Here is a 20,705-nt window from a genome sequence, read left to right as displayed (position 1 = left end):
ATAGTTCTGAAGACCGAGAGGGGTCGGGCCGATGGAGGCTCGGCCCCTTTTCTTATGCGGGGTTCTCTTCGGGAAGCTTCACGCCGTCCGCCTCGTCACCCTCTTCCAGCAGCGGTGTCTGGAACAGCGGCTCGCCGAAGATGAAGCCGAGCAGGTTGGGCCGCCCGACATGGTCGAAGAAGGCGGTGAGCATCAGCAGCAGCGGCACCGACAGCAGCGCGCCGATCGCGCCCCAGATCCAGGTGAAGTAGGAAAAGGCGAGCAGGATCATCACCGGGTTCATGGTGAAGCGCCGGCCGAGGATCGCAGGCGTGATCGCATTCGCCTCGAACGCATGCAGCGTCACATAGGCGATCGGCGGGATCAGGCCGAGAAACACCGTATCCGCGGTGCCGAGGCCGAACAGCGTGAGCAGCGCGGTGAGCGCGAGCGGTCCCACGTAAGGGATGAAGTTGAGCAGCGTGGCGAGGCCGCCCCACATGATCGGGGCGGGCAGGCCGAGCGCCCATGCGCCCAGCGCGACGACCATCCCGACGCCCAGATTGATCCACGCGACGGTCAGGATGTAGGCCGCCACCCGGTCCTGCACTTCGCGCAGGACCCGCGCGGCCTTCACCGAGGTGCCGAAGCTGGTGCGCCCGAACAGGATGTTGCGGCGCACGCGGCCGCGTGCCTCGATCATGAAGAACGCCATCAGGAAGGTCAGCATCACCTCCAGCAGCAGCACCGGCGCGCTGATCGCGACCTGCTGGAACACCGAGGGGCTGGCCAGCACGACCTCGTTCGCGCCCGACTGGCCGACCAGTTCCGCCAGCCGGTCGTTGGCGTTGGCGAGCCACGCGAATTCGGCCTGCATTTCCTGGTAACGCCCGCCGATCTGGTCGATCAGGTCGGGCAGGCGATCGAACAGCGTGAAGGCCGGTTGCAGGATCGCACCGAAAGCGAGCACGACGACCGCGAGGAATATCAGCAGCGAGAGAGTCGAGGCGAGCGTATTGGGCAGGCCCCAGCTGGACATGCGGTCGGCCAGCGGGGCGAGCAGCACCGACAGGATGATCGCCGTGGTCAGCGGAAGAAATACGACCGACCCGATCGAGAGGACGAAGGGCAGGGCGAGGAACAGCCCGATCCCGAGCAGCACCACCAGCGTGCTGAGCAGCCGCAATTCCTGCTCGGCCAGAAGGGTGCGCTTCTTCGAGCTTCCGGTTTTCGTGCGCGAGGGTGCGCCGGGGGTGGCGCGGGGCGGTGAAGGCTCACCGGACTGGGGCTCATCGGGCCGGCGCCCGCCAGGCCGGGGTTCGCCAGGTTCGGGCGCGGTGTCGCTCACGCTAAGGGGTCCGGGGCAATGTCGGCGCGGGTGTCAGGTGCGCCCATTGGTCGGTTCGGCAAGGCCCTTGCCCGCTGCGACATCGTCCAGCTCTTCGAGGATCGCGCGGTGCGCGGTTTCGTCGTCGATCGAGCGCTGGGGAATGTCGCCATCGGCGAGCATCGCGTTGAGCGCGGCGCGGGCACGGCCCACGCGGCTCTTGATCGTGCCGACCGCGCAGCCGCAGATATTGGCCGCTTCCTCGTAAGAGAAACCGCCCGCACCCACCAGCAGCAGCGCCTCGCGCCGTTCGGGCGGGAGCGTCAGCAGCGCACGGTGCATGTCGGACAGGTGGATCGGTTCCTCCTGGCCCGCAGGCGCGGTCAGGATACGCTCAGCAACGTTCTCGTCATATTCGCCGCGGAAGCGGTTGCGGCGCATGTCGGTGAGATAGGCATTGCGCAGGATCACGAAGGTCCATGCGCGCATGCTGGTGCCCGGCTCGAACCGCTCCTGCGCGGCCCACGCCTTCATCAGCGTTTCCTGCACGAGGTCGTCGGCCATGTCGGGGCGGCCGCAAAGCCCGCGCGCGAAGGCGCGCAGGTGCGGGACCACACCGGTCAGTTCACGCTTGAACTCGACCGGATCGGCGGCGGGTGCGGGATGCGAACTCACGTTGCATCACCCCCGTCCTGCTTCGGCCCATCCTTCTTGGGTTCGTCGAACTGGTCGAGCAAATCCTTGAAGCTGTCGGGAATCGGTTCGTCGACGACCGAGTCGTACAAATTGCGCAGGCTATCCGCCCATTGCGGTTGATTCATGCCGTCCCTGCCTTCGCCCGTAGGCCTGTGAGGCGCATGCTTAGCATCCGGATTGTGTTTGTCGTCCATACTTGCTGGCTAACATGGGCGTTCGATAGCCGAAACCCAAGCCTACCCTTCCCATAATCGATCCGAGACACTTGGAACGTTGCGGCCCGCGCGTGGTTCCCTTGCTGTATCAGGTAGCTTTCCGAACCGCCGGACGCGCGGGAAATACAAAGTTAAAGCGGAGCATTCGTGGCGTCCGAAACGGCCCTTCCTACACGTCGAGTACGGCGCTGGCTGATCCATTATCCCCGGGCCGTGCCCGTGATCATTTTCCTGCTCATCACCGCCATCACCGCGCTCAGCGTCTTCGCGATCGAACGGGGGGAGCGTCGCCGCGAACAGGCGGTGCTCGGCGAAACGGCGCAGGTCATCGCGTCCTCGCTCGATCGCAGGGTCAATACCAGCGGCTCCTACCTCATCGCGGGGGCGGCGCTGATCAGCACGCTCGATCGCGTGCCCGCCGACCTTTTCCGGCGCTTCGCCACCGAACTGCGGCTAGACGCGGATTATCGCGGGTCCATGGGAATCGGCTGGAGCCCGATCGTCCCGCGCGGCCAGATCGGCGCGTTCGAAGCAATGGTGACATCGGAAACCGGCGAGGCCTTCACGATCGAGCCGCTGCCCGACCGGCAAAGCAACTTCGCCGTGCCGGTGACCTTTTTCGAACCGATGGCCGATCGCATGGCGCGCGCGCGGGGATTCAACATGTATTCGGAAGCGGACCGCCGCTCGGCCATGCAGGAAGCGATCCGGACGGGGCGCCCGACTGCCAGCGGTCCGGTAGAACTGGTGTCGGGCCAGGACGCGGAGCGCCGGGGTTTCATCGTGTACATGCCGGTGTTCGAACCGGGGACGGGCGGCGAGCTGATCCGCGGCTTCGTCTACAGCCCCTTCAGTTCTCAGGAATTTCTCGACTCCGTGCTGACCCGCGAGCTGATCGGGGAGCGCGGGGTACGCCTGTACGACGGCGAACCTTCGCCCGGCAATCTCGTCGCTTCGCATACGCCCTCGCGCATGACCGGCAATGTCACGCGGATCGAGGTCAGCCTGGCCGACCGTCCGATGACCGTGGAGGTCGAATCGGCGCGCGGCGATGCCCTGTCGCTGCTGTCGATGATCACGCTTCTGTTCGGAATCGCGGTGGCCAGCCTTTCGATGCTAGTGGCCCGGTTGCTGACCCAGCAGGCGCACGAGGACCAGTCGGCGCTCGATTTCTATGCCGAGCAGAATTCGATCCGCAATTCGCTGACCCGCGAACTCAACCACCGCGTCAAAAATACGCTCGCCAACGTGCTGTCGATCGTCGCGCTGACCCGGCGCCGCGCCACTTCGCTCGAGGATTTCGCGAGCGGTCTGGACGGTCGCATCCGCGCGCTGTCCGCCACGCACGACCTGCTGACCCAGTCGGAATGGGGCACGACCCCGCTGCAGGCGGTGCTGGAGGCCGAACTCGCCCCCTATACCAATTCGGTCGATGCCATGCTCGAGCTGAAGGGGCCGGGGGTGGAGCTGGCGCCCAACGACGCGCTGTCCTTCGGCCTGGCGATTCATGAGCTTGCGACCAATGCATCGAAATATGGCGCCCTGTCGGTCGAGGGCGGCAGGCTGCGCGTCGACTGGAAGCGCTTGAACGACGACCTGGTCGAGGTCGTGTGGCAGGAATCGAACGGCCCGCCGGTCTCGCAGGATCGGACGCGCGGGTTCGGGACCGAACTGATCGAGAAGATCGTCGCACACGAGCTCAAGCATCCGGTCGATCTCAGCTTCGCGCGCGAGGGCGTGCGTTGCGTGCTGCAGGTGCCCGTGCGCAAACGCGCCGAGTTCCAGCTGCGCGCGCGCCGCAACCAGCTGAGCGAAGCCGCGCCGACCAACTGACGCAACCTTCCGCATGCCGTTCGGCGAGCCGCCACTGGCTCCCGACTTCCCTGGAACCTTACTGGACGCGCGATGCACAACGAGAAAGGGCGCCGCAATCGCGACGCCCTTTCGGGGTTCGTTGCCGAACGGTGTGCAACCTCGTCAGGCGGTCGCGCTGTCCCGGTTGGCGTTGAAGAACAGCGCCTGACTGATCGCTGCGCGTACGGTCGCTTCCTGGAAGGGCTTGGTCACCAAGTAGGTCGGCTCCGGCCGGTCGCCGGTCAGCAGCCGTTCCGGATAGGCGGTGATGAAGATCACCGGCACGCTGCCGATGCTCAGGATATCGTCGACCGCGTCGAGGCCCGAAGACCCGTCGGCGAGCTGGATATCGGCCAGCACGAGGCCCGGCGTCTTCTGCGCGACGACTTCCTGCGCCTGCGTGCGCGTGGCGGCGGTGCCGCAGATATCGTGGCCGAGGCCGCGGACCAGATCTTCGAGTTGCATCGAGATCAGCGGCTCGTCTTCGATGATGAGCACGCTGGTAGCGGATTCGCGATCGATTTCCGCAATCGCGTCCTGCACCATCTTTTCGACCTCTTCGGAGGACTTTTCCATGATTTCGGCCGACTGCTCGATCGTGAAGTCCTCGAGCGTGGTCAGCAGGAGCGCCTGGCGATTGAGCGGGGTTACGGTCTGCAGGCGGTCCGCCTCGACGTCGCCCGGCAGGTCGGCATCGGCGCCGTGATCGGAGACTTCGAGATAGGCGCTCGACCAGACCTTGTTGAACGCGCGGTACAGCGGGACCCGCCCGCCTTCCAGCGACGCCTTCAGGTCGTCGTCCGCCAGCGCCGCTTCCAGCGTGGCCCGTACGAAGGCATCTCCGGTTTGCTGCGACCCGGTCAACGCGCGCGCATAGCGGCGAAGGTAAGGAAGGTTCGCCGCGACATTTTCACCAATCGACATAAATCTCTTTCCCGTCTGAAACCTACCCCGCAACGTGTGGCACCAGAGCCGGTTCCAGACCTGCGCCAAGTTCCCTGCCGGCATTCTTCGATCGCGCTAATATGACGTCTCCGAAAAAAATTTCACCACCGTGGAACCGCCTCTTTGCCGGGGCATTTCCTCTATGTCACCGCCGAGACCCCCCTCCCGTCCAAGCGGCCGGTGATACGATCCCGAAGGCCTTCGTTCCGCTCGACGCGGATCGAAGGCCTTTTTTTATGCCTGAGGCGATGGAGTCGGGTTCCGGAAAAGGAAAATGCGCGCCGTCAGCGGCGTCAATCGCGCCGCAAGCGGGAAAACAGCGACATGCGACCGCGCGCGCGGACATGCGCGACCAGTTCGTTGAAATCGTAAGGCTTGGCGAGGACCGGGCCAAGATCGGCGATATCGGCGGGAATGGCGTCGGGCGATCCGGTGGCGAAGATGATCTTCGGCCCTCCTGCGCCAAGCGCGCGCACCAGTTCGGCGATCGCCCACCCGTCGCCGCGATCGGCCAGATGGACGTCGAGGATCACCGTCTCGAAGCGGTCGTCGCGCAGTGTGTCGATCGCCTGCTGCGTGGTGGAGGCGATCGATACCGATCGCGCTCCGGCATCGAGGAGAGCGTCCTCGACCGCCAGCGCCAGCGCGGCATCGTCCTCGACCACCAGCACCGGGCCGATCTTGCGGGACTTTTGTGCAGGTGTGCCGGCGGACGGCATAACGGGGAATCCTTCGCAAAGCCCACGCCGGCCGGCGCGGTCAGCTATCGAACGATACGACCCGCGCTGGCGTTCCGCTACAAATCCTTGTCGTAGATCACGTATTCGCGGTTGATCCGGCCCTGGATCATGTCCGCAATGGCGACCATCCCCTGGTTATCCTCGAGAATCCAGCCGATCTCGCCCCGCTGAGAGTTGAATCTTTCGTCGGCAACCCTGCGGATATCGTTGATCATCATGAAGGCGAGCTGGCTGGCGAGCCTGGAATTGTGCAGCTTCTTGCGCACTCCCATCAGCGGAACCCGCATGCCTGCACCCATCGGTTTCCTGATCCAGCGCAGCGTCCTGAGCCAGCCGAAGGGGAACAGCTTGCCGTCTGTGCGCGCGAACAGGTCGTTCACGTCGGGCAAGGTCATCATGAAGGCGACTGGTTCCCCATCCAGTTCGACGATCCGGTTAAGTTCGGTATGGATAAGCGGACGCAGTTTCTTGCCCGTATGCGCCACCTCGCGCGAGGTCAGCGGAACGAAGCCCCAGTTGTCCGACCACGCATCGTTGAGGATTTCGAGGATAATCTCGATTTCGCGCTCGTAGTGATCGAGATCGACCGGGCGCATGCGGATGCGCGGATTGCGCTCCCCCGACTGGACGATCCGCTGGACTACCGGCGGGAATTCCTTCGAGACCGGCAACTCGTAGGTGTAGAGCCGCTTTGCAGGTTCATACCCGCGCGCCTCGATGAACGCGGCGTAGTGCGCGGGATGGTGCCCCATCATGACCATCGGCGCATGATCCTGTCCGCGCACGAGCAGGCCCGGCTCTTCCCAGATCGACATCGAAATGGGGCCGAGCACGCGCGTCATGCGCTTGGCCTTGAGCCATTCCTCGGCGCGGTCGAGCAGGGAGGCGGCCACCTGGGCATCCTCGGCATCGAAATAGCCGAACATGCCGGTGCCCGGACCCATGCCCTGTTCGACCGGGACGGCCAGGGCAAGGTGATCGATCTGCGCGCTGATCCGCCCGACCGGCTTTCCATCGCGGTAGGCGATGAACAATTGGGCGTCGGCATGGCCGAAAAACGGGTTCTTGTCCGGATCGACCAGCTCGATCTGTTCGGAGCGCATCTGCGGTACCGAATGCGGCAGGCGTGCAGCGAAAGCGCGGCCCAGATCGACGAAGGCGGCGCGCCCGCGCTTGTCGGTCACGGGCTCGGTCACTATATCGCCGCCCGGTGCCGAGGCGCCCTGGCCCGGTGTGGTTGTATCCTTCACGCGCATGTCCCGTATCTGCCTGTGCAATTTGGCCCCTGTGTCGCCCGCGTGCGCCGGACGCAAGCCAGTCGATCACTCTGACGGGGAACATGCGTTTGGCTCACCGTGGTAATTGCAGTAACACCCGCTCTGGACAAACCCCCGACATGACCATGCACCAGACGATCGATCCAGCCCAGCCGCAGCCCGAGCGCCAGATTGCGCCCGTGCGTGCGACCCGCCTCCAATTCATGGTCGAGGACGACAAGGCGATGCTGCGCGCCGCGCGCGACCTGACCAAGGACCTCGGCACTGCGAAGCCGGCGGTCTACTGGGCCGACATGCTGCTGTCGGCAGGGCTTGGCTATGCGGCGATCGCGACCGCGATCCTTGCGGGCAATCTCGCCATCCAGATTTTGGCAGGGCTGGTCGGGGCGCTGGCGTTCTACCGCGCGGAAATGTTCATCCACGAGCTGACCCACATCCACAAGAAAGCCCTGCGCGGTTTCCGGACAGGCTGGAACCTGCTGGTCGGCATCCCCCTGCTGACGCCCAGCTTCATGTACGAAGGCGTGCATACGATCCACCACAAGCGCACGCAGTACGGCACGGTCGAGGATCCCGAATACCTGCCGCTCGCGCTGATGAAGCCGTGGAGCCTGCCGCTGTTCGTGCTCGTGGCGCTGCTTGCCCCCGTGGCGCTGCTGTTCCGCTTCGCGGTGCTGGTGCCGCTCGGCGCGGTCATCCCGGCGGTGCGCCGCTTCACTTGGCAGCGGCTGTCCTCGCTCTCGATCAATCCCGAGTTCCGCCGCAAGGCGCCCGAAGGCGCGTTTGCAAAGCGGGTGCGCTGGCAGGAAGCGGGCGCCTGCGTATGGGCGATCGCACTGCTTGCCAGCCCGCTGGCCTTCGGCTGGCGGCCGCTGCTGATCGCGCTCGCGATCCTCTCGCTTACGGCGCTGCTCAACCAGCTGCGCACGCTGGTCGCGCACCTGTGGGAGAACGAAGGCGAGGCGATGACCGTGACGGCGCAGTTCCTCGATTCGGTCAACGTACCCCCGCCCGGAATCGTGGCGGAGGTCTGGGCGCCGGTCGGCCTGCGCTACCATGCGCTGCACCATCTGATGCCATCGATGCCCTACCATGACCTGCCCGAGGCCCATCGCCGCCTCGCGCGCGAGCTGGGGATGGGTTCGACCTACGACGGGGCGAACCATCCCGGACTGCTGGTGCTGGTGGGCCGGATCGCGCGCAGCACGATGCTGAAGCGCACGAATGTCGAGCCGTCCGAAGGCAACAGCGCGGGCTGAGCCCCGCCCGGCACTCTCAATCCAGAAGGCAGATCATCGCACAGCGCCGCTCGCGCGGCAGACCGAATGCGACAGCCGCATCCTGGCCCGCCGCAAGCCTGGGGTGTGCGGACAGATCGTCGATCGGGCTCCAGCCGTGCCGGGCATAGAATGGCGTGTTCCACGGCAGGTCGCGATAGGTGTGCAAGGTGATTGCGCGCATGCCCGCGTTCTGCGCATCGATCTTGAGCGCGCGCAGCAGGGTTCCCCCGATCCCCATACGCTGGAAGCCGCTGGCGACGCTGAGTTCGTGAAGATGCAGCTCGCGCCCGTGGGGTCTTGTCGCGGCGAACCCGACCACCTCGTCCCCGACCACCGCCGTGAGACAGTGACGCTGCGCGATCATGCTGCGATATTCCTCCGCGCTGCGGCTCGGGGGTACCGGAATTCCGGCAAGGCTCGGCTCGGCAGCGAGGAGCTGCGCTGCGTCGGTCTCGACCTCCGAGAACGCCGCGGCATCCCCGAATCGCGAGAGGCGGATCGCATACGCGCTCATTCCTCCGTGCGGACCAGCACGGTCTCCCCGATCAGCAGGAACAGGAAGAACGGCGCCCACGCGGCGAGGAAGGGCGGGTAGCCGCCGAAATCGCCCATGGCGAGCGCGGCATTGTCGATCACAAAATAGGCAAAGCCCAAGAACATGCCGGTCACCGCGCGCACGAAGAGCTGGCCCGATCGGGCGAGGCCGAAGCCCGCGACTGCGCCCAGGATGGGCATCAGCATCGCGGACAACGGCCCCGATATCTTGTGCCAGTAATTGGCCTCGAGCTCGCCCGTGTCGCGCCCGGCGGCGCGATAGGCGTCGATCGAACCGTCCAGCTGCCAGAAGGGCTGCGCGGCGGGATCGACCGAGGCGAGTTCGATTTGTGCGGGCGTGATGCCGGGCGCGACGATCAGTTCGTCGGGCAGTGTCGTGCTCGCCGTACCGACGGTGAAGACCTGCGGCGTCTGCATCGCCCAGCCGTCATTGCCGCGCACCGCGAGCGGCGCATCGATCTGCTGGACGATTTCGCCACTGGGACTGCGGCGATAGAAGGTCACGTCGGTCAGGCGTGGGGCGGGGCCGTTCGCCTCGTAGCCGCGCGCGGTGAGGATATCGGACCCGTCCACGAGGTAGATGCTGCCGCGCGTTTCCTCCGCCTGCGACAGCGCGCCGAATTCGGACGCTTCCCACACGTTGAGTTCGGACGCCGCGCGCGTCACCACCCGCTCGTTGAAGGCAAAGGTCGCGATCGACACGACCAGTGCGGTCATGATCAGCGGGGCGAGCACCTGGTGCGCGGAAAGCCCCGAGGCCTTCATCGCGATCACCTCGCTGTTCTGGTTCAGCGTGACGAGCGTGATGATCGTCGCCAGCAGCACCGAATAGGGCAGGAAGCGCTGTATCAGCAGCGGCACGCGGAGCGAGGCATAGCGCCACAAATCCGCCTCGCTGTTGCCCTCGACTGCCAGGATCTCGCCGCTGGTCGACAGCAGGTCGAGCATCATCAGCACGAGCACCAGCATCACCAGCACCGCGAGGATGCGCAAGCTGAACATCTTCGCGAGGTAAAGCGTCAGGGTCCGCGAGGGGAAGAAGTCGAAGGACATCGCGCGGTGCTAGCTCGCCTGCTCGGGCCGGAAGCCGTCGGCACGGCGACGCGGGCGCAGGATCTTGCCGATCTTCTTCACCAGCTTGGAGAACACCGTTTCCAGCGCCCCGATCGGCTGGCCGCCGGGGACGTAGGCGATCTGCCAGAACCACCACAGGATCAGGCCGACGAAGACCGCGAAAGGCCCCCAAAGGCCCAGCGTGGGGTCGATCCGGCCGAGGCTCGCCAGATCCTGCATGTACTGGTTGACCTTGTGATAGGCGACGACGAGCACGACCGCGACGAACACGCCGAGCGCGCTGGTCGATCGCTTGGGCGGGATGGCGAGGGCCACCGCCAGCAGTGGCATGAACAGCATCATCGCCAGTTCGACCATGCGATAGTTGAAGCTCGCCTGGCTGGCGTTGCGCTGTTCCTCGGTCGCGCCGTCGCTCCACCCCATTTTCAGCAGCTCCGGCAGGATATATTCCGATTCGCCCTCGCCGCGCTGGCGGAAGCTCTGGATCGTGGGCAGATCGATCGGCAGGTCGTGCAGTTCGAAGCTCAGTACGCGCGGGGTCTCGCCCTCCGGGTTCTGGATGATGGTGCCGTCGCTCAGGCGAAGGATGATCGTATCGGGATCGTCGCTGGTCGACAGGAACCGTCCTTCGCGCGCGCTGATCGACAGGACCTGCCCGTCTTCGGCCATGACCCGTGCGAAGATGCCGTGCAATTCGCGGCCCGAATCCTCGCTCGCTTCGATCCGCAGCGCCATCCGGTCCGCCAGCGTGGTGAATTCGCCGACCTTGATCGACGCGCCGAGCGCGCCCGAACGCAGGTCGAACTGCAGTTCCTCGTAGTAATATTTGGACACCGGCTGGATGTAGAACACCAGCGCCGCGTTCACGGCGATCAGCATCAGCGTGATCGCATAGGGGACGCGCAGCAGGCGCGTGTAGCCAAGGCCGACGGCACGCATCACGTCGAGTTCGCTCGACAGCGCGAGTTGGCGGAAGGCGAACAGCACGCCCAGCAGCAGGCCGAGCGGAATGGCGAGGCTCGCATAGTCGGGCAGTAGTGTGCCGAGCATCTGGAAGACCACGCCCACGGGGCCGCCTTCGGTCGACACGAAGCGGAACAGGCGCAGCATCTGGTCGAGGATCAGCAGCGACGCGGCGAGCACGAACACCCCAAGCAGCGGGATGATCGTCAGTCGGAAGAGGTAACGGTCGAGGCGCGAGCTGAAGGGCAAGGGGGGTCCCGGATCGAAGTTGAGCCTTGGCGTCAGGCCCTAGCGGCAAAGCACCCGCGCGTCATGGGTATTCAGGGAGGGGCGATCGGCAGGGCCGCCGATCAGGCCTTTTCGAGCGTGCATTGCAGCGGGTGCTGGTTCTGGCGCGCGAAATCCATCACCTGGTTCACCTTGGTTTCGGCGACTTCGTAGGGGAAGATGCCGCAGACGCCCACCCCGCGCTGGTGGACGTGGAGCATCACGCGCGTCGCTTCGTCCAGATCCATCCGGAAGAAGCGCTTGAGCACCATGACGACGAATTCCATCGGCGTGTAATCGTCGTTGAGCAGCAGCACCTTGTACTGGCTCGGCTTCTTGGGCTTGGCGCGCGTCTTGGTCGCGACGCCCACATTGGGGTCGGCAGGGCGACCTTCGTTGCCATCGCCATCCCCTTCGCCGGCCATCGCGACGATCGCCGGAGATGGCACCACGGCCATCGCCCCCTGCGCGGCGGCGCCGGGCGCGGTCGGGGAGGAGTTTGAACATTCACGCATAGCGCCACAATATCGTATCGCCTCGCCGATCTGCAAGAGAGCGGCGCACCGGTTTCGGGAACGGCGGGCTGGAACGGCAAAGGGGCCGGACGATCCGATCGCCCGGCCCCTTCGATGATTTTCGCGTGCCCGTACCGATCGGTCCGGGCGATGCGGGGCTGCGATCAGGCGGCCAGCTTGTTCATCTTGTCGACCGCTTCGCTCATGCGGCTGGTCAGCGGAGCGAAGGCTTCGTTGGTCAGCTTGATCCACGCTTCGGTGTTCTTCGAGCTGGTCGCGACGACATTGTCGAACGAGCGGCGCATGATGTCGCCCTGCAGCTTCACGAGCTCGGTCGGCGACTTGGCGGCCGCCATCAGGCGCGCATCTTCGCTCAGCTGGTCGGCGGCCTTGCGGCTTTCTTCCACGGCGGTGCGGGTCATGTCCTGCATGCCGGTGAAGAGAATCTTACTCGCTTCGGCCATCGCTTCGGCATTGGCACGCTGGAAGGTGACCATTTCGCCGGTCATCTCGGTGCCCTTTTCGTACATGCCGGCAAGGCGGGTCTGCATTTCGTTCGCCATGTCGCTGGCGACATTCGCGGTCTTGGATTCGGTCGTGGTAGCCATGGTGGTGTCCTTAGTCTTGGGGGTCTGTTCGGTCTTGGGGGTCGAAGTGCGCGCTGCGCTCTTCGCAGGTGTCGAGGTCTTCGTCGCCTTGGTCTCCACCGCCTTTGTCTTTGCAGGAGCCTTGCGCTTGGCGGGGCCGACCTTCTTGGAAGACGCGGTCTTGGCCGGAGCCTTGGCGACCGCTTTCTTCGCGGCTGCAGGCTTGGACTTGGTGCTGGCCTTGGCCGGGGTCGCCGTCTTGCTGACAACCGCTTCGGTCTTGGCAGGCTTAGCAGCAGGAGCCGTTTCCTCCTTCGCCGCAGGCGTGTTCGCGCCCTGGGTCGAAGCAGGCTTGCTGTCCGACTTCGGTTTGTCCGATTGCGCAGCGACGGCGGTTTCATACGCCTTCTGAGCCGCGGCATCGCCCTTGTCGGTGGTCTGATCAGCCATTGGAACGTAAACCTCTTGGTTCTTGCTGCACTGCACAAATAGGCATTGCGCGAGCGAAGATCAAGTATTTTTTGTGCAGTGCACAAAATCCGTTTACGTTAGGGAAAGTGCGTGCCTCAGCGGGTTTTGACGTAGCGGCCGGGGGCAGGTTCGATCACCTTGTCCTTCGCCCCGCTGCCCGGTTTTCGCTTGCCCCGCACCGCGATCTCCCTGTCGTCCTGCGCCCGGATCCAATCGATCCAGTCGGGCCACCAGCTGCCCGGATGCTCGGTCGCCCCGGCACGGAATTCCTCGAGCGTATCGATGCCGTCGTCCTCGTTGATCCAGTACTGGTACTTCTTTGCCTCGGGCGGATTGACCACGCCCGCGATATGGCCCGAGCCCGCGAGCACGAAGCGCATCGGGCCTGCGAAGTGATGGGTGATCTTCCACACGCTGCCGGCAGGGGCGATGTGGTCTTCCTTGCCCGCCTGGACGTAGGTGGGCGTCTCGACCCGTGAGAGGTCGATCGGCACGCCGAGCGCGTCGAGCTTCCCCGGCTTCACCAACAGGTTGTCGCGGTAGAGATCGCGCAGGTAATCGCGGTGCCACCTGGCGGGCAGGTTGGTGACGTCGCCGTTCCAGTGGAGCAGGTCGAAGGCGGTGTGATCCTCCCCCAGCAGGTAGTTGCGCACGACGTAGTTCCAGATCAGGTCGTTGCCGCGCAGCAGGTTGAAGGTCGCCGCCATGTAGCGCCCGTCGATGATCCCGTCGCGCTCGATCCCCTTGATCGCGGCGAGCTGCTGGTCGTCGATGAAGTGCAGCAGTTCGCCCGCATCGTCGAAATCGACCTGCGCGGTGAAGAAGGTGGCGCTCCTGACCTTCTCGGCCTCGCCCTTCTTCGCCAGGATCGACAATGTGGCGGCGAGCGTCGTGCCCGCCACGCAATAGCCGATGGCATGGACTGCCGGCTGGCCCAGCCGTTTCTTCACATGGTCGATCGCGTCGATCTGCGCGGCGATGTAGTCGTCCCACACGACATCCTTCATCGACGCGTCGGCCGATTTCCAGCTGACCATGAAGACCGTGAGGCCTTGGCCAACCGCCCATCGCACGAAGCTCTTCTTCTCGTTGAGATCGAGGATGTAGAACCGGTTGATCCAGGGCGGGAAGATCACCAGCGGCGTGGCCAGCACCTTCTCGGTCGTCGGCTCGTACTGGATCAGCTGGTAGAGCGGCGTCTCGTACACGACATGGCCCGGCGTGGTCGCGATATTCTCCCCTACCTCGAAGGCCTGCGGGTCCGAATGGGTCAGCTGGCCCTTCCTGAGATCATCCAGCAGGTTCTGCATGCCCCGGACAAGACTGTCGCCGCGCGTTTCCATGATCCGGTCGAGCACGATCGGATTGGTCGCCGCGAAGTTGGCAGGGCTAAGCGCTTCGGCCATCGCCTGCGTCGCGAACTTCAGCTGCTCGCGCTTGGCCGGATCGACATGGTCCATCCGCTCTACCATCGACACCACCCGCTCGGTCAGCATCAGATAGGTCTGGTGGATCAGCGCGAACATCGGCTGTTCCCGCCAGCGCGGATCGGCGAAGCGGCGATCCTCGCGCGGAAGCTCGCCCTCGGCGCCCGACTGGTCCTGCGGCGAGAGCAGCGCCTGCCACAACTGCGCGCTTTCGGCCCACCAGCGCTGCTGTTCGGCCGGATCGGCGAAGGGCAGCTGCTCAGCCCAGGTCTCGAACATGGCGAACCACTTGGCCGGATCGCCCGCCATCATCTCGCTCGTCGCCTCCAGCGCATGGTTCTGGCAGAACTCGATCCACATGGTCTGCAGCCGCGTGGCATTCTCGGTCCATTTCTGCAGGTCGGCCATGGCGGGCGAAGAGGCATTCTCGCCTCCCGCCGCAGTCCGGGCGAGCGGGGCGAACATCATCTCGGTCCAGCGGGCCTGTGCTTCCAGCATCGCGCCGAACGGGTCGGTGCCGGTCCGGGGCGGCGTGGGTGAGCTGGAATCCTTGTCCGCCATCGCACGGGTCCTTTCATGCCGATCCGAGGCGAGGCCGCGCCGCTTCCTTTGCGGTCGCTGCAAAAATTCTCACCCTCTCTCAAGCTTCAATTGCACAGATGCCCTCGCCGTTCCAGAATGGAGGACGGCATGGTGAAGGAGGCCACACTGAGCGACGACCAATTCTACCGGATGCGGCGGCTGCCGCCTTACGTGATTGCCGAAGTCAACGCGATGCGACACGCGGCCCGGCGGGCGGGGCGCGACATCATCGACCTTGGCATGGGCAATCCCGACCATCCTCCGCCGCAGCATGTGATCGACAAGCTGTGCGAGGTGGCGGGCAAGGCATCCGCGCACGGGTACAGCCAGTCGCGCGGGATCCCGGGGCTGCGCAAGGCACAGGCGAACTATTACGGGCGCCGCTTCAACGTCGATCTCGATCCCGAGCGCGAAGTGGTGGTCACGATGGGCTCGAAGGAAGGCCTGTCCTCGATGGCGACCGCGATCGTCGCACCGGGCGACGTGGTGCTGGCGCCGAGCCCGTCCTATCCGATCCACACCTATGGCTTCATCATTGCCGGCGCGACGATCCGATCGGTCCCGACCACGCCCGACGAGGCCTATTGGCACGCGCTCGACCAGGCGATGGCCTATACCTCGCCGCGGCCGAGCGTGCTGGTGGTCAACTATCCCAGCAACCCCACGGCCGAGACCGTGGACCTCGCCTTCTACGAGCGGCTGGTCGCCTGGGCGCGGGAGAACAAGGTCTGGGTCCTCTCCGACCTCGCCTATTCGGAGCTCTATTACGACGGCAAGCCGACCCGCTCGATCCTCGAGGTGCCGGGCGCGAAGGAGTGTGCGGTCGAGTTCACCTCGATGTCGAAGACCTATTCGATGGCCGGATGGCGGATGGGCTTTGCGGTCGGCAATCCCCAGCTGATCGCGGCACTGACGCGGGTGAAGTCCTACCTCGATTACGGTGCCTTCACCCCGATCCAGGCGGCGGCCTGCGCCGCGCTCAACGGCCCGCAGGACATCGTCCAGGAAAACCGCCTGCGCTACCAGAACCGGCGCGATGTCATGGTGGAGGCGTTCGGGCGGGCCGGATGGGACATTCCCACTCCGCCCGCGAGCATGTTCGCCTGGGCGCCGCTGCCGCCGGGCTTCCACAACATGGGCAGCCTCGAATTTTCCAAGCAGCTGCTGGAGGAAGCGGGCGTCGCAGTCGCCGCCGGGATCGGCTACGGCGAAGAGGGCGAGGGATACGTGCGGATCGCGATGGTCGAGAACGAGCAGCGCATCCGCCAGGCGGCGCGCAACGTGAAGCGTTTCCTCCAGCGCGAGACTGCCACCGGGTGATCGCCCGGCTGCGGACGCGCGCGACAGGACCGGCACGACCGGGCCCGCCAGCCAAGCATCCATTCCGGATTGTTCTGCTTTTCCCGCAGGCTGGCCTTCGTGCCATGATGCCTTTCGGGCCGGGGGCAGCAGGCGGCGGGGGCGGGTGCACGCAGCGCAGCAACTCATTGCGAGGTCGATGGAGGCCGGGCCGTTGCGGCTCGACCTGTTCCATCGCGATGCCGCCTGCAACGGGCGCTGGCTGGCATTGCACCCGCGCGAATTCGCGCTGCTGTGGCGGCTGGCGGAGACGCCGGGGAGGACGGTCAGCCAGCAGGACCTGCTGGCTGACGTGTGGCGGCTCTCCTTCGAACCGGGCACCAATCGCGTCGCGGTCCACATCGCGCGGTTGCGGCGCAAGCTGGCCACCGTGCGCCTCGACCCGCTGATCGTCACCGACGGCGCGGGATACCGTTTCGAACCGGCCGCGGCGCGGGCCTTCGCTCTGGACAGCGTGGCGATCATGCGCGACCACACGCCGATTGTCTTCAATGCCACCAGACAGCGGGAGAGCGCGACGATGGCGACCCAAGCAGACGAAAAGCGCGTCGAGACGCAGCTGGACGATAGCGGCGTGATGCACGTCCGCCTCAACCGGCCGGACAAGATGAACGCGCTCGACCCGCAGATGTTCGAAGCGATCATCGCGGCGGGCGAGGCGCTGATGGACCGCAAGGACGTGCGCGTCGTCGTCCTGTCGGGCGCGGGGCCGAGCTTCTGCGCCGGGCTCGACACGTCGAGCTTTGCGCGCACACCCGACCCGGATGAGCCCAAGCTGACGACGCGCATCTACGGCGATTCGAACACCTACCAGCAGGTCGCGACCGTGTGGCGCAAGCTGCCGATGCCGGTCATCGCGGCGCTGCACGGCGTGTGCTTCGGCGGCGGGATGCAGATCGCCAGTGGAGCCGATATCCGCGTCGCCGCGCCGACCACGCGCATGGCGATCATGGAGATGAAATGGGGCCTCGTCCCCGATATGGGTGGCTACCACCTGTGGCGCGGCCTCGTGCGCGACGACGTGCTGCGCGAGCTGGTCTACACCAATCGCGAGTTCACCGGCGAAGAGGCGCAGGCGCTGGGCCTCGCGACCTTCGTGGCGGACGATCCGCTCGCTAAGGCGAAGGAAATCGCCGCCACCATCGCGCAGCGTAACCCCGACGCCGTGCGCGCCGCCAAGCGCCTCTCCAACCGCATGCATGACCAGCGGGGCGAAGACCTGCTGATGGCCGAGAGCGAGGAGCAGGCGAAGATCATCCGTCAGCCCAACCAGATAGAGGCGGTGATGGCGGGCATGGCCAAGCGCGCAGCCGATTTTTCCGATGCGAGTTAGGTAGTCCTGAACTCCCCTTTCAGGGAGAGGTCGGATGGTTGGCAGGCCGGTGGCAAAGAACGTCCACCCCGGGGCCCCTCCCCACGGCGGGGGTATGAAATCGGTGCGTTACACAGGGTGACAGGTGTCACCCACGTGTCACCCTCAGAAAATCCATGTCATTCAAGGGGATGTTGCGAGCCGGGTGACACATTGCGGGTTTTTGGCCGCGCGGGCGTGCGTGCGCGGGAAATGACGACGATGCGAAAGAGCCGCCGCGACGCTAGCCCGGACGCGCGAAGTAGGAAAATGGCCACAGAAGTGCGCCGCGACCGTTGGCGGAGAATTGCTGGCTACGGCCCTCACCGAGAGGAGGCGGCTCTCCCTACCCGAAGATCGCCGCCGCCTGCTGGCCGATCGTCACAAGCCGCCCGTCGGCATCCCACAGGCGCAGGCGTTCGCTCGAATAGCCGTCGCCCGCATGGTCACTCGACGATTCGCATAGCCACCAGCCGTCGCGCGTCTCGGCCATGGGATCGAGCAGGTTGATCGCCCAGTTCATCGAACTCATCGGGCCGGGGCGCTGCATGGCCCGCATCGAACCAGGCGGCATCGTGTCGCCGATCAGGATCAGGCGGCTGGTCGGATCGAGATCGTCGTTCTTCAGCCGAAGCCAGCGGCGCACCGCCGGCCCGCCGTCGCCGCCCGAAGGTGCCGCGCGGCGCAGCTCGAAATTGTTCCGGATGAAGGCCGGGCCCTTGTCCGCCATCACGATCTCCGCATCCTCGACCGCGATGGGTGCCGGGGTGACCGGATCGGCGGGGTGGACCGCATTCGCCTCGCGCGCGGTGCCGAAGAGCCACAGGGACGCAAGCGCCACCTGCCCCTCGACCAGCAGTTCCGCCCGCACCTGCACGACGTTGCGCCCCTGCCGGATCATCTGCGTCCGCGGCGTCACCTGCGCCCCGACCGGCGCGACGAAGGCGACCTGGGCGGACCGCAGTGGCGGCAGGTCGGGGAAGGCGCGGATCGCGGCGGTATAGGCGATCAATGCGCTGGCACCGCCGTAGAGCGTGCGGCCCTGGAGCCATCGGTCGGCGGGGAGGGTCACGGTCTCGCCATTCCCGGCGATCGGTTCGAGCATTGCGGCAATCGACATGGCCGCGTCTCTTATACGAAGGTTCACGGAAGTGAACCCGGTCGCCTCCCGGGGCGGGGGGGGGCTGCAAGATCCGCCACAATCCGATTGAACTGCGCGGCGCGACTCGCTAGATGCCCCGCTTCGCGCCAAGCCCGCGTAAAGTCGGGGCCCGATGGCGGAGTGGTTACGCAGAGGACTGCAAATCCTTGCACGCCGGTTCGATTCCGGCTCGGGCCTCCATTTTCCGCGATCCGGCTGGCAAGGGCGGCCAACACCGCCCAGGCTTGCGGATACCAATCGCAAGATCGCATGGTCTAATCCCCTTGCCCGCGCGCGATCGCGACGATAAGGGGCAGCGCTCCAAGCGATATGCCGCTTTAGCTCAGTTGGTAGAGCACATCATTCGTAATGATGGGGTCAGGTGTTCGAGTCACCTAAGCGGCACCACCTCCGGTCAAAGATGGGAACACTCCCCTCCAAACGGGGGAGCCCTATGGGCGGTCCCCGCTCCAGCATCAGCTTTGGCGGTCTTGCCACGGAGGTCCCAGTGCTAGTACTCGCCGGCGTTGCGCATGGCCTTCGATTGCCGCTGCAGCTGCCTGATCGACCGGGTTGAAAGGGGCCGCGACCACGTCTCGACCTCGGCCTTCAGATCATGGCCGACGGATTCGACGTGGCGGCGTGATTGTCACACCCCCTACGTGTTGGGCTGGCGAATTACTGAAACTGAGTACGCGATGATGGCTTTGCGCCCCGATCCCGTCATTCGAAATGGAGCGGGCAGATCCCCAAAGCTACCGTTCGTTCTGCTTGAGGCGCGCCAGTTTTGCGCTCTCTCATGGAACTACGCGATCTGCAAAGCCGTTGCGCTGCATGGTTTTCGGCCTAAAAGTCGGTGCGCTCGGATAGCCGATTAAGGCGGGAGAAAAAATCTTGTCGGCAAGCTTTCTTGAGTTTGACTCGCGTGTTCTTCCAGCAGAGCGGAGATTCGAAGCCTGGGCTTCCGCAATGCCCCTGTACGATGTTTCCTCGCCGGATGGGCTTCGCTTTTCGGCTTCGGTTCGCGCGTGGCTCCTCACTCCGGTCATCATCGTCGACGCACGGTTGAGTCGCGTGCGCGTCGAGAGACCCTCCGACTTGTTTCTCCGCGACGGTTGCGACGATATCGTCTTGCAGTTGCTTGTCGATACCACCGCAAGCGGCGATGCCGATGGCAAGCCCTTTGACGCCCGGGCGGGCGAGTGCGTCATCCACGATCGCAGCAAACCGCTGCGCATGGAACTGGATGAGGGGCACAACATTACCGTCGCCTTTCGGCGCGAATTCATCGAGGAAGCCCTGCCCTGCGCGCAACTCCATGGCCTCGTCCTGCGCATGGGAATGGTCCATTTGCTCGCGGGTCTGCTGAGAGAACTTCCCAAGGCTCTCGCGCAGTCCGCCCCCGAACCGATCGACGTCGCGAAGCTTCTGCGCGCTGCGATAGCGGCCGCCGTCCATGAAACGGAACCGTTGGTCGGCGCTGGCAGTGACGAAGCAATGACTCGCCGCGCGAAGCAATATATCGCCGACCACCTTTCGGATGCGATCGATGTTCGCTCGATCTGTACCGGTCTCGGAGTGTCCCGCTCTCGTCTGTACCGCGCGTTTCATGACGAGGCCGGCGTCGCCGGATATATCCAGCGACTGCGCCTCACGCGAATGCATCGCGCCTTGTCCGATCCGCAGGAAAAGAGATCGATTTCCGAATTGGCCCATGATCACGGCTACGCGGACTCCGCGCATTTCAGCCGCTCGTTTCGCCGCAGCTTCGGCTACAGCGCGACAACCCTTCGCAAAAGCGTTGCCGAGCGGCGAGGTTTGCACATTCCGCAGGCCGATCCCCAGCGCGACGACGTCCCCAGGATCTATGCTTCCTGGGAGGCGGAACGGCGATAGGCGTTCTCGCCCGGTTCGCGGAATCGCGTTGAAACAATAAGCCATGTTTGCGGGACGTTGCATCATGGTTGCACGCGCCGTTCCCCGATAATTTGCCGATACGGGAGCGGCATCGTGGGACTCCCCGGATGGCGATGGGGGGCGCAGGACCGGCACGGGCTGCGTGCCTGCCCGAAACGCATTTTCCGGGAAATCGGGGTGCCC

General features: G+C 65.2%; 18 protein-coding genes and 2 tRNA genes. 7 read left to right on the top strand and 13 right to left on the bottom strand.

What is annotated here, in order from left to right:
- Nucleotides 1-52 precede the first annotated feature (52 nt).
- From DL238_RS00995 to DL238_RS00985, 3 genes are read right to left on the bottom strand one after another with little or no spacing between them, the layout of a single operon-like run.
- Complete coding sequence (locus DL238_RS00995) at nt 53-1,327, bottom strand: AI-2E family transporter (RefSeq protein WP_234030908.1); 1,275 nt, start codon at nt 1,325-1,327, stop codon at nt 53-55.
- A 33-nt stretch (nt 1,328-1,360) separates the two neighbouring features.
- The gene (locus DL238_RS00990; RefSeq protein ID WP_115490561.1) at nt 1,361-1,981 is read right to left on the bottom strand and encodes a sigma-70 family RNA polymerase sigma factor; all 621 of its coding nucleotides are present in this window, start codon (nt 1,979-1,981) and stop codon (nt 1,361-1,363) included.
- A complete protein-coding gene (locus DL238_RS00985; protein WP_234030907.1) occupies nt 1,978-2,127 on the bottom strand; it encodes a NepR family anti-sigma factor in 150 nt (49 codons plus the stop codon). The genes DL238_RS00990 and DL238_RS00985 overlap by 4 nt, the downstream gene beginning before the upstream one ends.
- A 303-nt stretch (nt 2,128-2,430) precedes the next feature.
- On the opposite strand from DL238_RS00985, the gene DL238_RS00980 reads away from it, so the two are divergent.
- Nucleotides 2,431-4,050, top strand: coding sequence for a CHASE domain-containing protein (locus DL238_RS00980; protein ID WP_115490559.1), 1,620 nt, complete (start codon nt 2,431-2,433; stop codon nt 4,048-4,050).
- 144 nt (nt 4,051-4,194) lie between these two features.
- On the opposite strand, the gene DL238_RS00975 is transcribed toward DL238_RS00980, so the two are convergent.
- From DL238_RS00975 to DL238_RS00965, 3 genes are all read right to left on the bottom strand, one after another.
- Nucleotides 4,195-4,995 carry a response regulator gene (locus DL238_RS00975; protein WP_115490558.1) on the bottom strand — a complete coding sequence of 267 codons (801 nt, stop codon included), beginning with the start codon at nt 4,993-4,995 and terminating at the stop codon, nt 4,195-4,197.
- Between the two features lie 314 nt (nt 4,996-5,309).
- Nucleotides 5,310-5,735: a response regulator transcription factor gene (locus DL238_RS00970; protein WP_115490557.1), complete on the bottom strand. Its 426-nt coding sequence runs from the start codon at nt 5,733-5,735 to the stop codon at nt 5,310-5,312.
- Nucleotides 5,736-5,812: 77 nt separating this feature from the next.
- On the bottom strand, nt 5,813-7,012 hold the full coding sequence (locus DL238_RS00965; protein ID WP_115490556.1) for an N-acetyltransferase: 1,200 nt from the start codon (nt 7,010-7,012) through the stop codon (nt 5,813-5,815).
- A 140-nt stretch (nt 7,013-7,152) separates the two neighbouring features.
- Here DL238_RS00965 and DL238_RS00960 point away from each other — a divergent pair, with 140 nt between their 5' ends.
- Entirely contained in the window at nt 7,153-8,292 is a 1,140-nt protein-coding gene (locus DL238_RS00960; protein WP_181883775.1) for a fatty acid desaturase family protein, read from the top strand.
- A gap of 16 nt (nt 8,293-8,308) precedes the next feature.
- On the opposite strand, the gene DL238_RS00955 is transcribed toward DL238_RS00960, so the two are convergent.
- The 6 genes from DL238_RS00955 to DL238_RS00930 form a co-directional block, all read right to left on the bottom strand.
- On the bottom strand, nt 8,309-8,827 hold the full coding sequence (locus DL238_RS00955) for a GNAT family N-acetyltransferase (protein WP_115490555.1): 519 nt from the start codon (nt 8,825-8,827) through the stop codon (nt 8,309-8,311).
- Nucleotides 8,824-9,921, bottom strand: coding sequence for an LPS export ABC transporter permease LptG (gene lptG, locus DL238_RS00950; RefSeq protein WP_115490554.1), 1,098 nt, complete (start codon nt 9,919-9,921; stop codon nt 8,824-8,826). The genes DL238_RS00955 and lptG overlap by 4 nt, the downstream gene beginning before the upstream one ends.
- Nucleotides 9,922-9,930: 9 nt before the next feature.
- Nucleotides 9,931-11,154, bottom strand: coding sequence for an LptF/LptG family permease (locus DL238_RS00945; RefSeq protein ID WP_115490553.1), 1,224 nt, complete (start codon nt 11,152-11,154; stop codon nt 9,931-9,933).
- A 101-nt stretch (nt 11,155-11,255) separates the two neighbouring features.
- Nucleotides 11,256-11,597 (bottom strand): ATP-dependent Clp protease adapter ClpS, encoded by a 342-nt coding sequence (gene clpS, locus DL238_RS00940; RefSeq protein WP_115492693.1) that lies wholly within the window; start codon nt 11,595-11,597, stop codon nt 11,256-11,258.
- Between the two features lie 254 nt (nt 11,598-11,851).
- The gene (phaP, locus tag DL238_RS00935; protein ID WP_115490552.1) at nt 11,852-12,724 is read right to left on the bottom strand and encodes a phasin family protein; all 873 of its coding nucleotides are present in this window, start codon (nt 12,722-12,724) and stop codon (nt 11,852-11,854) included.
- Between the two features lie 116 nt (nt 12,725-12,840).
- Nucleotides 12,841-14,733, bottom strand: a complete 1,893-nt coding sequence (locus DL238_RS00930; RefSeq protein ID WP_115490551.1) for a PHA/PHB synthase family protein — start codon at nt 14,731-14,733, stop codon at nt 12,841-12,843.
- Between the two features lie 129 nt (nt 14,734-14,862).
- Here DL238_RS00930 and DL238_RS00925 point away from each other — a divergent pair, with 129 nt between their 5' ends.
- Entirely contained in the window at nt 14,863-16,074 is a 1,212-nt protein-coding gene (locus DL238_RS00925) for an LL-diaminopimelate aminotransferase (protein WP_234030906.1), read from the top strand.
- Between the two features lie 178 nt (nt 16,075-16,252).
- A complete protein-coding gene (locus DL238_RS00920) occupies nt 16,253-17,446 on the top strand; it encodes a crotonase/enoyl-CoA hydratase family protein (RefSeq protein WP_115490550.1) in 1,194 nt (397 codons plus the stop codon).
- 364 nt (nt 17,447-17,810) lie between these two features.
- Here the strand turns inward: DL238_RS00920 and DL238_RS00915 are convergent, their stop codons facing one another.
- Nucleotides 17,811-18,584: an acyl-CoA thioesterase gene (locus DL238_RS00915; protein WP_234030905.1), complete on the bottom strand. Its 774-nt coding sequence runs from the start codon at nt 18,582-18,584 to the stop codon at nt 17,811-17,813.
- A gap of 148 nt (nt 18,585-18,732) precedes the next feature.
- Here DL238_RS00915 and DL238_RS00910 point away from each other — a divergent pair.
- The 3 genes from DL238_RS00910 (at nt 18,733) to DL238_RS00900 (ending at nt 20,501) form a co-directional block, all read left to right on the top strand.
- Nucleotides 18,733-18,806, top strand: a tRNA-Cys gene (locus DL238_RS00910).
- A 131-nt stretch (nt 18,807-18,937) separates the two neighbouring features.
- Nucleotides 18,938-19,013, top strand: a tRNA-Thr gene (locus DL238_RS00905).
- Between the two features lie 561 nt (nt 19,014-19,574).
- Nucleotides 19,575-20,501: a helix-turn-helix domain-containing protein gene (locus DL238_RS00900; RefSeq protein WP_115490549.1), complete on the top strand. Its 927-nt coding sequence runs from the start codon at nt 19,575-19,577 to the stop codon at nt 20,499-20,501.
- Nucleotides 20,502-20,705: the final 204 nt, after the last annotated feature.

This window comes from Alteriqipengyuania lutimaris, assembly GCF_003363135.1.
GTDB classification, from domain to species: Bacteria; Pseudomonadota; Alphaproteobacteria; order Sphingomonadales; family Sphingomonadaceae; genus Alteriqipengyuania; species Alteriqipengyuania lutimaris.
Note: the sequence above shows the minus strand (reverse complement) of the source record. Positions and strands in the feature narration are given on the sequence as shown.

Coding starts and splice junctions, on each gene's coding strand:
- DL238_RS00985 (WP_234030907.1), bottom strand. CDS start 2,127: ATGAATCAACCGCAATGGGCGGATAGCCTGCGCAATTTGTACGACTCG.
- DL238_RS00975 (WP_115490558.1), bottom strand. CDS start 4,995: ATGTCGATTGGTGAAAATGTCGCGGCGAACCTTCCTTACCTTCGCCGC.
- DL238_RS00970 (WP_115490557.1), bottom strand. CDS start 5,735: ATGCCGTCCGCCGGCACACCTGCACAAAAGTCCCGCAAGATCGGCCCG.
- DL238_RS00965 (WP_115490556.1), bottom strand. CDS start 7,012: ATGCGCGTGAAGGATACAACCACACCGGGCCAGGGCGCCTCGGCACCG.
- DL238_RS00960 (WP_181883775.1), top strand. CDS start 7,153: ATGACCATGCACCAGACGATCGATCCAGCCCAGCCGCAGCCCGAGCGC.
- DL238_RS00955 (WP_115490555.1), bottom strand. CDS start 8,827: ATGAGCGCGTATGCGATCCGCCTCTCGCGATTCGGGGATGCCGCGGCG.
- lptG (WP_115490554.1), bottom strand. CDS start 9,921: ATGTCCTTCGACTTCTTCCCCTCGCGGACCCTGACGCTTTACCTCGCG.
- clpS (WP_115492693.1), bottom strand. CDS start 11,597: ATGGCCGGCGAAGGGGATGGCGATGGCAACGAAGGTCGCCCTGCCGAC.
- phaP (WP_115490552.1), bottom strand. CDS start 12,724: ATGGCTGATCAGACCACCGACAAGGGCGATGCCGCGGCTCAGAAGGCG.
- DL238_RS00930 (WP_115490551.1), bottom strand. CDS start 14,733: ATGGCGGACAAGGATTCCAGCTCACCCACGCCGCCCCGGACCGGCACC.
- DL238_RS00925 (WP_234030906.1), top strand. CDS start 14,863: ATGGTGAAGGAGGCCACACTGAGCGACGACCAATTCTACCGGATGCGG.
- DL238_RS00920 (WP_115490550.1), top strand. CDS start 16,253: ATGGAGGCCGGGCCGTTGCGGCTCGACCTGTTCCATCGCGATGCCGCC.
- DL238_RS00915 (WP_234030905.1), bottom strand. CDS start 18,584: ATGTCGATTGCCGCAATGCTCGAACCGATCGCCGGGAATGGCGAGACC.
- DL238_RS00900 (WP_115490549.1), top strand. CDS start 19,575: ATGCCCCTGTACGATGTTTCCTCGCCGGATGGGCTTCGCTTTTCGGCT.